This window comes from Streptomyces sp. JJ38, assembly GCF_019303475.1.
In the GTDB taxonomy this organism is placed as follows: domain Bacteria; phylum Actinomycetota; class Actinomycetes; order Streptomycetales; family Streptomycetaceae; genus Streptomyces.
In genome coordinates this window covers 16,606-27,039 of record NZ_JABLSI010000059.1, presented here as the reverse complement: position 1 = coordinate 27,039, position 10,434 = coordinate 16,606, and the positions used below count along the sequence as shown (strand labels likewise).

Sequence of the window (10,434 nt, the reverse complement as noted above, 5' to 3'; positions counted from 1 at the left end):
CCGCCGCCCGGCCGCGGCCTCCCGGGCCGCGCCGCGCCGCGCCGCCGCCAGCATCGCCCGCCGCACCAGCGCCGCCACCCCCGTCGCCAGCGTCCCGCCGTAGACCCAGCCCGCCTCCACGGCCAGCGTCGTCACGAACGTCATCACCCGCGCACCGAAGCCGCCGTCCTCCGCCCCGCCGGTGAGCAGCACCAGCCCGGCCGCGTACGCGATGGGGGCCACGACCGGCGCGGTGAACGCGTCCGCGGGCCGCACCCACAGGGCCGAGGCCAGCCCCACCAGCACGAAACAGCACCCGTACGCCGTCGGCGACGCGTCCAGCAGCCACCGCGCGAGGCCGCCCAGCACCACCATGGCCGTGATGGTCAGCAGCCCGCTGCCCAGAGCCGTCAGCCGCAGCGCCGCCAGCTGCGCGACCACCGCGGGCGGCCGTCGTACCGCTCCGGGCCGTGCCTCCCGCCGTGCCTGCCGCTGCGCCTCCCGGCCCCGCCGCACCGGCGCCCGCACCGGCCGCCGGGGACGCACCGGCCGTCCGCCCCGGGGTACCGGAACCCGCTCACGCCCGCCCTTCATCTGCTCCACGGCACCAACGTAGGCCGCATCCACCCCGTGCCCACCCCCCTGACACGCCGCGTCCCCCGCCCTCGTGACCCCTCGGGCATGACATCGTCACCGCGACGCTTCCCGAGGCAGCCGTGGCCGACGGCCTGCGCGAGGTCGCCCACGAGCTCCCGGTGCCCCGCCCACCGTGATCGACAGCTCCCGATTCCCGTCGTGGGAGGGCCGGCCGCGCCCGTAGACTGGGGGACCGGCCCGCACGCACCGGGCCGCCAGCCCAGATCATCTCGCTACGGGAAGTCGCCACGTGTCGCTCACGATCGGAATCGTCGGCCTGCCGAATGTCGGCAAGTCGACCCTGTTCAACGCCCTGACCAAGAACGACGTGCTGGCGGCCAACTACCCGTTCGCCACCATCGAGCCGAACGTCGGCGTCGTCGGTGTGCCCGACCCGCGGCTGGGCAAGCTCGCCGAGATCTTCAGCTCCGAGCGCGTCCTGCCGGCCACCGTCGACTTCGTCGACATCGCCGGCATCGTGCGGGGCGCCAGCGAGGGCGAGGGCCTGGGCAACAAGTTCCTCCACAACATCCGCGAGTCCGACGCGATCTGCCAGGTCATCCGCGCCTTCCAGGACGAGAACGTCGTCCACGTCGACGGCGAGGTCTCGCCCAAGAACGACATCGAGACGATCAACACCGAGCTGATCCTCGCCGACCTCCAGACCGTCGAGAAGGTCCTGCCGCGGCTGGAGAAGGAAGCCCGGGTCAAGAAGGACAAGCAGCCCCAGGTCAAGGCCGTCCAGGAGGCCAAGGCGATCCTGGAGGAGGGCCGCACCCTCTTCTCCGCGGGCATCGCCCAGGGCACCGAGGCCGCCGAGGCCCTCCACGAGCTGCATCTCCTCACCACCAAGCCCTTCCTCTACGTCTTCAACGTCGACGAGGAGGAGCTGACCGACGAGGACTTCAAGGCCGAGCAGCGTGCCCTCGTCGCACCGGCCGAGGCGATCTTCCTCAACGCCAAGCTGGAGGCCGACCTCGCCGAGCTGGAGGAGGACGAGGCGCTGGAGCTCCTCCAGTCCGTCGGCCAGGACGAGCCCGGCCTCGCCACCCTCGCCCACGTCGGCTTCCGCACCCTGGGCCTGCAGACCTACCTGACCGCGGGCCCCAAGGAGTCCCGCGCCTGGACGATCAAGCAGGGCGCCACCGCCCCCGAGGCCGCCGGAGTCATCCACACCGACTTCCAGAAGGGCTTCATCAAGGCCGAGGTCATCTCCTTCGACGACCTGGTCGACGCCGGCTCCGTCGCCGAGGCCCGCTCCCGGGGCAAGGCCCGCATGGAGGGCAAGGACTACGTCATGCAGGACGGCGACGTCGTGGAGTTCCGCTTCAACGTGTAGCGGGTGACATAGCATGGCGTGACTGATCTAGCAAACATGCATGTCAGAGGAGGTCTGGCTCTTCGGTAGCGGGCCCCAGCGGCAGGCCGCGGAGGCCGCGTTCAGCGCCTTCCAGCAGGGCGAAACCTTCACCAGCGCCCAACTGCGCTTCGTCGACCTGATCATCGACTACCTAGCCCGCAACGGCACCATCGACGTTGAGGTCCTGTATCAGTCCCCCTTCGACTCCCTCGCCCCGCGCGGACCGGAGGAGTTGTTCGAGGAGGCGCAGATCGACCAGATCACCGCGGTCATCCGTGCCGTCCACGCCACCGCAGTCGCAACGCAGGACGCGGCATGAAGTGCCCCTCGGTGCACACCTCCGTACAGCTATGGTCGTCCGTATGACGCTCTCGGTACCTTCGGCCCGTGCCGTCGACTTGCGAGTTGAACCGGTCGACGACGTTCTCGATCGAGTGGAGCGGTCCCTTCAGGCCCGCTTGGACCGGGATACGGTTGTCCGTAAGCGCCGCTCGGTCGGGGCGCGGACGGACCGTGATACGTGGGTGCGTATCGAGAGGCGTGGGCTCGACAAGATCGGCATTCAGGGCTGGAACGGTACCGAGTGTGCCGCGCGTCTGGAGGGGATCGCCCAGCCCGCGTGGCAGGGGTGTGCGGTCTGGCGGGACGCGGATGAGCTCGTGATGTGGCGTGCCGACGAGACGGAGCTCCTGCCGGGGGCGCCCATCGGCACCGCCGTGCTGAGCCAGGAACCGAAGCTGTCGGATGAGTGGTGGAAGGCGTTCAGCGCGTCACTGGACGCGCTTGCGGCTCAGGACACGAGGCGCGTCGCCACGCCGGACACGGTCACCGTCACGCAGGCCCTCGTCAGCGAGTCCATCCGCAGCGCATTCGCTGGTGACTTCGACACGACCGTTGAGCGGTGGGTGCCGGCCCACGCGGATCTCAACTGGGCCAACATGACGGCGCCCACGTTCTGCCTCTTCGACTGGGAGGACTGGGGGAATGCGCCGTGCGGGTTGGACTCCGCTTCGCTGTGGGGGAGCTCCCTTGCCGTCCCGCCTCTGGCCGATCGCGTATGGCAAGAGCGGCGCCGCGACTTCGAGAGCCGGGACGGCAAGCTGATGACGCTGTTCACGTGCTCGAAGATCCTGGGGCCGGATGCGCACCCCGAGGACCCTCGGCTGGGGCCCGCCCGCTGTATGGCGGAGCGGACCGTCGCGGAGCTTCAGGCGGGCTGAGCGCGCGACCGCTCTCGGAGCAGGCTCCGGTACTTGAGAATCGCCTGCTCGTCGACCTCGCCGACCAGGGCGCCGATCAGTTCGCCCAGATGGGCGGGCTCGTCGGTGCCCACGGCAACGGTGTCGACCCGGGGGAGGCGATATGCGGCCCGGAAGGCCGCCTGTACGCGGGAGAGTCCTGCGCAGTCTCGGAGGAAGACGCGGGGATCGATCCGGTCCCACACGGGGGCGCCCGTGCTGCCTCCGAAGGGGCTCATGCCCCACATCGTGCTGTTGCTCATGCCCCACGCCGCGGCGAGGGTGTTCACGGTGTCGAGTGTTCTGATCCCGACCAGCAGGCCGGCGCGGACCATGAGGACGGACGGCCTCGGCATGGTCACGTCGATCAGGCCCGGCAGCGGGGACGGGTCCCAGGACGCGATGCCCCAGGCCCCACACAGCCCCTTCGCTGTGGTGTCGTCGAGGGTGGCGCACGCCTGGAACAGGGCGTCCCGGTTATGCGGGGCGGTCTCTTGGAGCGAGCGTTCCGGGTTGTGCAGGAACACCACGTCCGGCTCTCGTCCGAGGTCCCGGGCCGCCTGTTCCACGGCCCCGTGCAGCCGAGTGGGGTCCAGGGAGTGTTCCGCCCGGTCCGCCCTCGGGAAGTAGCCCACCTTCGTGGAGAGCGTGAACTTCGGTAGCAGATCGCTGGCTATCCGGGCCAGGACCTTATGGGAGCGGAAGCCGAAGTAGTTGGAGCTGGTGTCGATCGCCGTGACACCGAGGTCCAGCGCTCCGGTCAGGAGACGGCGTTCGTGACGAGATCGGTGTAGCCCGAGGACGACTCGGGGGTCAGCGTCGCGCATATCTCCTCCTTCACCAGGATCTCGGCCACCTCCGCAACTTCGGCCCCGACGACGGCCGCCGCCTGCTCCAGCGGGACGGGCCTGCCGCTCAGCAGCAGACGCAGTGCGGGCATGGCCTTGGCCGTAAAGGTGATCTTCTTCCCCGAGGCCACGACGTCGACGGTCTCGCCGTTCTCGCGGATCTGGGGCGGGAAGTGGGTGGTGCACGCCACGGCGTCGAGCGGCCCCAGGATGTCGAGGAACGGGACGTGCCGGGGGAGCGCTGTCGCCTGTTCGTACGCGGCAAGGAAGTCGGCTGGGGAGCGTTCGCCGATCAGCCGGACGGCTGCCTCGGTCAGGGCCTGAGTGCCGCTCCCGTGCGCGCGATCCAGGTCGTGCCGGAAGATCTCATGCTCTCGGCACCAGTCGCCCAGCCATGCGAGCCAGCTCGCTCCCGTGCGCTTGGTGATCCCGAACGTGACGTGCAGGCTCTTCCCCGATCCGTGGCCGTTGCGGGTTGCCTGGTGCCAGTGGCCTCGGGGGATGTGCATCACGTCGCCGGTCTTCATGACGCCGGCCCAGACGATCTCTTCGGTCGGAGTGTTGTTGGGGTCGGAATCGCGGTACATGGGGACTTCGCGGGAGGTTCCGCGTACCTCCCACTCCTTCTCGCCAGCGAGCTGGATGATCACGACGTCGTGGTCGTCCCAGTGCAGCGGGAAGCCCGAAGCGTCGTTCGTCGTCAGATACGCGTTGACCTGCACCCGCTCGTGGGACCACCACTGCAATGCCCGGCAGGCGACTTCCATCGTCGGGTCGAAGACATTGACTTGGTCGAGGATGAGCGTCGCGCCTTCCCCCAGCAGCCTGCCCAGGCTGCGCATGTTGACCATGGGGATGCTCTGGCCCCGAGGGCTGACGGTGTCGGTGTAGTAGATGGCCGGGTGGACTTCCTCGCCCTTCTGGAAGCACCGGAACTGCGGGCGGTTCAAGCTCCGGCGCATGGCGATGTCGAGCAAGCGGTTCGGGGTCAGGATGCGGGAGACGAGAGCGGGGTCGTCGATGCTCCCCCGCACGAAGCCCTTGCCGAGCTCGTCGACTCCCTTCCGCCCGAACGCCGTCTCGATGGCGTTGATCAGCTGGTGTTCCATCACTGCCTCCTCATGAGTGCGACCACGTGACGCAGCTGTGGCGGGGGCCCACACGGCGAACCGCGCGAACCCCCGCCGCCTGGTGCTACTCGATGTCGGTCAGGTTGCCGTCACCGCCCGGCCACGGGGCATCGCCGGAACTCCCGGCGTTGTCGGACCGGAGGCTGTCGTACCGGTCGTGGACGGCGGTCAGTTCCTCTACCGCCACCAGGAGGCCACTCGGGGCCGGCGGCCGTGTCGTGCTCTCTGCCACCTTGTGCTCCTTCCTCTTCGGTTTTCCCGGCCATGTCCGGCCGGGATCATCTGGTGGAGCTGGTGCTGTGCATGGCGCCGGGGCACCTCGGGGGAAGCCCCCGGCGCCGTTCCTGGCCGGTGCTGTCCTTCGGTCGTCGACCGGGAGTCTGTGGGTTACAGGGAGGTGCGCAGGCCCTCCAGGACGCGGGTGAGGAGCGCCACGTCAGGGCTGAGTGAGTCGACGGCTGCCCGGCCCTCCTCGAACCAGCGGCCGAGGAGCTGACGCCACGTAGCCTCGGCGCGGAGGACTTCCGCACGGATCTCGCCCAAAGCCAGGTCGGCCTCGGTCCGCAGCCGGACGAGGTCGGAGGGCGTCAGACGCAGGGACGTCACAGTGATCGTGTCACCACCACGTCGGGGCACCGCCAGCTCGACGCACTGAGCCGGGTCGCCGTCCAGTTCTTCTTCGGGAAGCAGCCGGAGGGTCAGCATGTGGGGACCTCCAGCTCCGACCAGACCGTCTTGCCCCAGCGGTGCCGGTCGTATCCCCACCGGACGCTCACGACGTCCACGAGGAACAGGCCGCGCCCTTCTTCGGCGTCGTCGGCGGGGTTGGTCGTGTCGGGGACGGTGCAGGATTTGTCGGTGACGGCGATCTTCACGCGGTGTGGTGTGGGCCGGCTGACGGTGACCCGGAGCAGACGGCACGGGGTGTGCTGGGCGGAGTTGCCGACGAGTTCGGAGACGATCAGCATGGCCGTGTCCACCAGGTTGCCTATGCCCCAGGTGTTGAGGGCGGCACTGATGAGCAGGCGCGCACGGCGTGCGGATTCCGGCTCGCACGGCATCGTCTCGCTGTAGCCGGGTGTGCCGATCGAGGCGGGTCTGGCGGCGGTCGTCGTCACGGGGTCATCCCTCCGGTGGGACGGCCCAGCCCGGCTACGGGGGCATGGGGCTGGGCCTCTCCTCAACTGCCGCCGACACGGGGAGCCTGGCCTTCCGGCGACGTCAACGACCGTACGAAGGGCGTGAGATCGGGCTCAACGAAATTGCGGTTTATTGCGGAACGTCATCTGAGGCCACTGATCGCCGAGTTGATGAGGGCGCGAGCGTGGTCGCCGTAGACGGCCATCCTCGCGAGTTCGGCGAACGCTGTCCGGTAGTCGGCGATTTCGCGCGGTTGCCTGATGTTGATCTCGGCGGTCAGGGTCTCCACCACGGCGTGGGCGTCGTCGAAGACGTAGAACGCCTCCAGGGGCCGGATGACGCGCTGGGCAGTGAAGGGGATGACACCGAGCGAGACCGAGGGCAGTGGCAGGACGTCAAGCAGGTGCCGGAGCTGGTTTGCCATCGTCACCCGGTCGCCGATCCGCGAGCGCAGAACCCACTCCTCCAACAGCACGACGAAGCGGTGGCCTCCCTCGTACAGGAACCGACTACGGGCGAGACGGGCGGCGACGGCCTCGGCGACGTCGTTGGGGGTTCCCTGGAAGTCGGTGATCGACTGCATGAGGGCGGTGGCGAAGTCGGCGGTCTGGAAGAACCCGGGAACGGCGTTGGAGCAGTACACGCGGCATACGGCCGCTTGCTCGTGGAGAGTGTAGAAGTCCTCCTGGACCTTGCGCATGCCGTTCTTGTGGATGCGCCGCCACTCCACATACATGGAGTCGACCGCCCGCGCCGTGGCGATCAGATCCTCTGTCTGGTCCTCCGCTCCACAGGCCGCACACCAGGCGTTGATGTCCGCGTCGGAGGGTGCGGCCTCGCCCTTTTGGATGCGGGTCGTCTTCGCCGGATGCCAGCCGCACCGGGAGGAGAGCTCCTTTCCGGTGAGGCCGGCGTCCTGACGAAGGTGCTGCAAGCGCTTCGCGAGGGCTTCACGCGCCGCCTGGGCGCTGGACGAGGGGGAGGCGGGCATGGGGCCGTACGCGGGATCAGACGGTGAACTTCTCGTGGTCGATGCCGCGTTCCCACACAGCCTCGAACGCGGCGACGACCATCCTCACCACGTCGGGGTCCTCGTTGAACTCATGTCCTGCCCAGTCGCCGTCCCCGGTGAACCAGTGGAACATCACCCGCCGGTCGTCGATCAGCCACAGGTCGTTTCCGGGAAGGGCGATGTCGGAGGCGAGACGACGGGGGAGCCAGCGGACCTGCTCACCAACGGCGACGTTGACCGCGGTCAGGGCGTGCTCCCACCGGATGTAATCGGTCACCGGCTCGGAGACGATCCGGGCCCGGCGCATCTGGACGCCCCTGGCGACCGTTTCGCGCACCAGTGGGGTCCAGCCCTGCCAGAACGACGAATCGGGGTCGAGATCAGTCCGACCGGTCCGCAGGAACTCCTCGAAGCTGTCCTTCTCGTCGCCGACGCTGTAGACGTCGCGCATCTCCAGGTGGACGGCGGTGCGCTGGGCGGACCGCAGCAGCTCAGCGAAGTCCGGCACGCCGTTCTGCGACATCACACGCCTCCCTCAGAGTTGGCACCATGCGGGCCGGAATGCGGATCACCGTCTCATGCGCGGGAATTCCCGTGTCGTGTCCGGCAACCCACTCCGTATCGCTCACCTGGGCCTTCAGCAACTTGTCAGCCTCCTCGCCCTGGAGGACGAGGTCGGCCGTCTCTTCCTCCACCCACACGGTCGGCGAGCCGCCCCCGGTGGTCTCCGGGTCGATTCCCACGAACTCTAGGGCCATGGTGCCCTCCCGTTCCAAGTCGGTTGCGGGTTCTTGCGTTGCGACGCTTCCCGAGCGGCTATGCCGGGTCAAGGGAGCGAGGCGCTCTTCGCGTCAGGATGGCTTGTTCACGCGGATTTGTAGTCCGCGGGTCACTCGGCCCACGTCTGCGGTCACACCGCCGCGTCGTCCCGTTCCTTGTGCCCGTCCACGTAGCCGTGGCCGTTCAGGTGCGCCGCGATCTTCCCGGTACCCCGCTCGCACCGGTACCGCGTCGCCCTGCCCGTCACTCCTTGCAGCGCGGCCGCATCGTCGTCCGGCAGATCCGCGCCGTAGCGGAGGACGAGGGCCTGGCGTTCGGCGGGGTGAGCGGGGCGGTCGCCCAGCCCCGCCGGATGTCGGCTCCTGGAGGCAGCGGAAGCGGATCGTCTTGACCGGCAGGGACGGGGTGTTGTGCTGGTGCGACGGGCACCGCGCCATTCCCGTAGCCCGCCCAGAGCCGAAGCTCACGCCGTAGTGCTCGAAGAGGGCCTCCAACGCCGCACGGTCGCGCTCATCGCTATTCGATCGGTGGTGCCCTCGCTCATGCGGTCACCCGGCGGCTCGAAGACGACGGCCGACAGCTCGCGGGGCCAGGCCGCTCGCCGCGCCGACACTGTCGGACCGCGGTTCAGACTGCACAACCTGACCGTCAGCTACCGCACCACGCAGGGGATCCTGGAAAGCGTGCGGGACCTGCTCGCGCGGATCGCTCCGGAGCAGGTGCCCACGCGGTCACTGCGCAGCGGTGAGAGGCCTCGCACCGTGACCACACCCGCGGACGGGCTGGTCGCCGCCGTCGTCCAGGAACTCCGCGCCCAGAGCGCCGGGCACCCGGGCGAGCTGCTGGGCGTGATCTGCGCGGCCAGCAGGGTGAGCGAGCTGACGGTCCAGGGCATCGCCCATCACGCGCGCATCGTGCCGGCGTCCGAGGCGCGCGGCCTGGAGTTCGACGGCGTCGTGGTCGTGGACCCCGACGAGATCGTCACGGCCCGCCCTGGCGGTGAGAGGGACTTGTACGTGGCCCTGACCCGGGCCACCAAGCGCCTGTGCAGCGTCACCGTCCATCCACGACAAGGCAGTGTGGGCAAGTCGTGAACATGCCGGAGCCGACGAGTCGCCCGAGCCGACGGCCGCCCAGTACGGTGACGTGCTGGGCGGCCTGACCGACGTCGAGGCTACGCCGGTACGGCGCCGCGCGGGAGCGGTACGCCGGGGGCGCCTGGGCCGCCGGACGGGGCAGCCCTTCTAGAAGTCCCAGTCGTCGTCGGCGGTGTCCTCGGCCTTGCCCATGACGTAGGAGGAGCCGGAGCCGGAGAAGAAGTCGTGGTTCTCGTCCGCGCCCGGCGACAGCGCCGCGAGGATCTCCGGGTTGACCTCGGTCTCGTCCGCGCCGAAGCGTGCCGGGTAACCCAGGTTCATCAGCGCCTTGTCGGCGTTGTAGCGGACGAAGACGGCCACGTCGTCGATCAGTCCGAGCGGCTCGTACAGCTCGCCCGAGTACTGGAGCTCCAGTTGGTACAGCTCCTCCAGCAGGTCGTACGTGAACCCGCGGATCTCCTCCTGCTCGGCTGCCGTGCGCTGCTCCAGGCCGCGCTGGAACTTGTAGCCGGAGTAGTAGCCGTGCACCGCCTTGTCGCGCAGGATCAGCCGGACCATGTCGGCCGTGTTGGTGAGCAGGGCGTGTGTGGAGAAGTGCAGCGGCAGGTAGAAGCCCGCGTACAGCAGCAGGGACGACAGCAGGGTGGAGGCGACTTTCCGCTTGAGCGGGTCGTCGCCGTAGTAGTGCTCCAGGACGGTCTTGCAGCGCTGCTGGAGGACGTCGTTGGCCACCGCCCAGCGGTACGCGTCGTCGATCTCGGGGGTGGTGGAGAGCGTGGAGAACACCGAGGAGTAGCTGCGGGCGTGCACGGCCTGCATGAAGGCGATGTTGGTGTAGACCGCCTCCTCGTGCTCGGTGCGCGCGTCCTGGATCTGGACGATCTCGCCGACGGTGGCCTGCACGGTGTCGAGCAGGGTCAGGCCGGTGAACACCCGCATGGTGAGGGTGCGTTCCTCGGCGCTGAGGCGCTGCTGCCAGGCGCTCAGGTCGTTGGAGAGCGGGACCTTCTCGGGCAGCCAGAAGTTGGCGGTGAGGCGGTTCCAGACCTCCAGGTCCTTCTCGTCGGTGACGCGGTTCCAGTTGACCGGGCGCAGCCGGGCGGCCGGGTCGTGGCGGTAGGAGGGAGGGGTGACCGAGGCTTCGGTCACGGGAGCGGGCGCGGTGGCGGGTGTGGTGGTCATCGTCGACGTCTCGCAGTCTGGGGCAGGAGTGG

Annotated in this window: 13 protein-coding genes and 1 pseudogene; 4 read left to right on the top strand and 10 right to left on the bottom strand. The window is 69.1% G+C overall.

Annotated features, from left to right (window positions below; translation table 11 throughout):
• On the bottom strand, positions 1 to 573 hold a 573-nt coding region (locus tag HPT28_RS23925), incomplete at its 3' end, for a DUF6542 domain-containing protein (protein WP_306824663.1).
• 292 nt (positions 574 to 865) lie between these two features.
• On the opposite strand from HPT28_RS23925, the gene ychF reads away from it, so the two are divergent.
• The 3 genes from ychF to HPT28_RS23910 are packed head-to-tail and all read left to right on the top strand — an operon-like array spanning position 866 to position 3,195.
• Positions 866 to 1,954: a redox-regulated ATPase YchF gene (gene ychF / locus HPT28_RS23920; protein WP_219093519.1), complete on the top strand. Its 1,089-nt coding sequence runs from the start codon at positions 866 to 868 to the stop codon at positions 1,952 to 1,954.
• Positions 1,955 to 1,994: 40 nt separating this feature from the next.
• On the top strand, positions 1,995 to 2,294 hold the full coding sequence (locus HPT28_RS23915; protein ID WP_219093502.1) for a type I restriction-modification enzyme R subunit C-terminal domain-containing protein: 300 nt from the start codon (positions 1,995 to 1,997) through the stop codon (positions 2,292 to 2,294).
• Positions 2,295 to 2,337: 43 nt separating this feature from the next.
• Entirely contained in the window at positions 2,338 to 3,195 is an 858-nt protein-coding gene (locus HPT28_RS23910) for a hypothetical protein (RefSeq protein ID WP_219093500.1), read from the top strand.
• Here the strand turns inward: HPT28_RS23910 and HPT28_RS23905 are convergent.
• From HPT28_RS23905 to HPT28_RS23870, 8 genes are all read right to left on the bottom strand, one after another.
• The gene (locus HPT28_RS23905) at positions 3,183 to 4,040 is read right to left on the bottom strand and encodes an aldo/keto reductase (RefSeq protein WP_219093498.1); all 858 of its coding nucleotides are present in this window, start codon (positions 4,038 to 4,040) and stop codon (positions 3,183 to 3,185) included. The two genes, HPT28_RS23910 and HPT28_RS23905, sit on opposite strands and share 13 nt — an antisense overlap.
• Positions 3,974 to 5,170 carry a cupin domain-containing protein gene (locus HPT28_RS23900; RefSeq protein WP_219093493.1) on the bottom strand — a complete coding sequence of 399 codons (1,197 nt, stop codon included), beginning with the start codon at positions 5,168 to 5,170 and terminating at the stop codon, positions 3,974 to 3,976. The genes HPT28_RS23905 and HPT28_RS23900 overlap by 67 nt, the downstream gene beginning before the upstream one ends.
• Positions 5,171 to 5,255: 85 nt before the next feature.
• Positions 5,256 to 5,423 carry a hypothetical protein gene (locus HPT28_RS23895; protein ID WP_219093490.1) on the bottom strand — a complete coding sequence of 56 codons (168 nt, stop codon included), beginning with the start codon at positions 5,421 to 5,423 and terminating at the stop codon, positions 5,256 to 5,258.
• 155 nt (positions 5,424 to 5,578) lie between these two features.
• Positions 5,579 to 5,896, bottom strand: coding sequence for a hypothetical protein (locus HPT28_RS23890; protein ID WP_219093488.1), 318 nt, complete (start codon positions 5,894 to 5,896; stop codon positions 5,579 to 5,581).
• Positions 5,890 to 6,309 carry an ATP-binding protein gene (locus tag HPT28_RS23885; protein WP_219093485.1) on the bottom strand — a complete coding sequence of 140 codons (420 nt, stop codon included), beginning with the start codon at positions 6,307 to 6,309 and terminating at the stop codon, positions 5,890 to 5,892. The genes HPT28_RS23890 and HPT28_RS23885 overlap by 7 nt, the downstream gene beginning before the upstream one ends.
• Before the next feature lie 164 nt (positions 6,310 to 6,473).
• Positions 6,474 to 7,322, bottom strand: a complete 849-nt coding sequence (locus HPT28_RS23880) for a helix-turn-helix transcriptional regulator (RefSeq protein WP_219093483.1) — start codon at positions 7,320 to 7,322, stop codon at positions 6,474 to 6,476.
• A 16-nt stretch (positions 7,323 to 7,338) separates the two neighbouring features.
• Positions 7,339 to 7,866: a DUF6879 family protein gene (locus HPT28_RS23875; RefSeq protein WP_219093481.1), complete on the bottom strand. Its 528-nt coding sequence runs from the start codon at positions 7,864 to 7,866 to the stop codon at positions 7,339 to 7,341.
• Entirely contained in the window at positions 7,835 to 8,101 is a 267-nt protein-coding gene (locus tag HPT28_RS23870) for a hypothetical protein (protein ID WP_219093479.1), read from the bottom strand. The genes HPT28_RS23875 and HPT28_RS23870 overlap by 32 nt, the downstream gene beginning before the upstream one ends.
• A 636-nt stretch (positions 8,102 to 8,737) precedes the next feature.
• Here HPT28_RS23870 and HPT28_RS23865 point away from each other — a divergent pair.
• Positions 8,738 to 9,217 (top strand): annotated as a pseudogene (locus HPT28_RS23865) (ATP-binding domain-containing protein); the annotation flags it as partial.
• Positions 9,218 to 9,367: 150 nt separating this feature from the next.
• On the opposite strand, the gene nrdF reads toward HPT28_RS23865, so the two are convergent.
• Entirely contained in the window at positions 9,368 to 10,402 is a 1,035-nt protein-coding gene (nrdF, locus tag HPT28_RS23860; RefSeq protein ID WP_219093477.1) for a class 1b ribonucleoside-diphosphate reductase subunit beta, read from the bottom strand.
• Positions 10,403 to 10,434: the final 32 nt, after the last annotated feature.

Coding starts and splice junctions, on each gene's coding strand:
- HPT28_RS23875 (WP_219093481.1), bottom strand. CDS start 7,866: ATGTCGCAGAACGGCGTGCCGGACTTCGCTGAGCTGCTGCGGTCCGCC.
- HPT28_RS23910 (WP_219093500.1), top strand. CDS start 2,338: ATGACGCTCTCGGTACCTTCGGCCCGTGCCGTCGACTTGCGAGTTGAA.
- HPT28_RS23900 (WP_219093493.1), bottom strand. CDS start 5,170: ATGGAACACCAGCTGATCAACGCCATCGAGACGGCGTTCGGGCGGAAG.
- nrdF (WP_219093477.1), bottom strand. CDS start 10,402: ATGACCACCACACCCGCCACCGCGCCCGCTCCCGTGACCGAAGCCTCG.
- HPT28_RS23880 (WP_219093483.1), bottom strand. CDS start 7,322: ATGCCCGCCTCCCCCTCGTCCAGCGCCCAGGCGGCGCGTGAAGCCCTC.
- HPT28_RS23915 (WP_219093502.1), top strand. CDS start 1,995: ATGTCAGAGGAGGTCTGGCTCTTCGGTAGCGGGCCCCAGCGGCAGGCC.
- HPT28_RS23905 (WP_219093498.1), bottom strand. CDS start 4,040: ATGCGCGACGCTGACCCCCGAGTCGTCCTCGGGCTACACCGATCTCGT.
- HPT28_RS23870 (WP_219093479.1), bottom strand. CDS start 8,101: ATGGCCCTAGAGTTCGTGGGAATCGACCCGGAGACCACCGGGGGCGGC.
- HPT28_RS23890 (WP_219093488.1), bottom strand. CDS start 5,896: ATGCTGACCCTCCGGCTGCTTCCCGAAGAAGAACTGGACGGCGACCCG.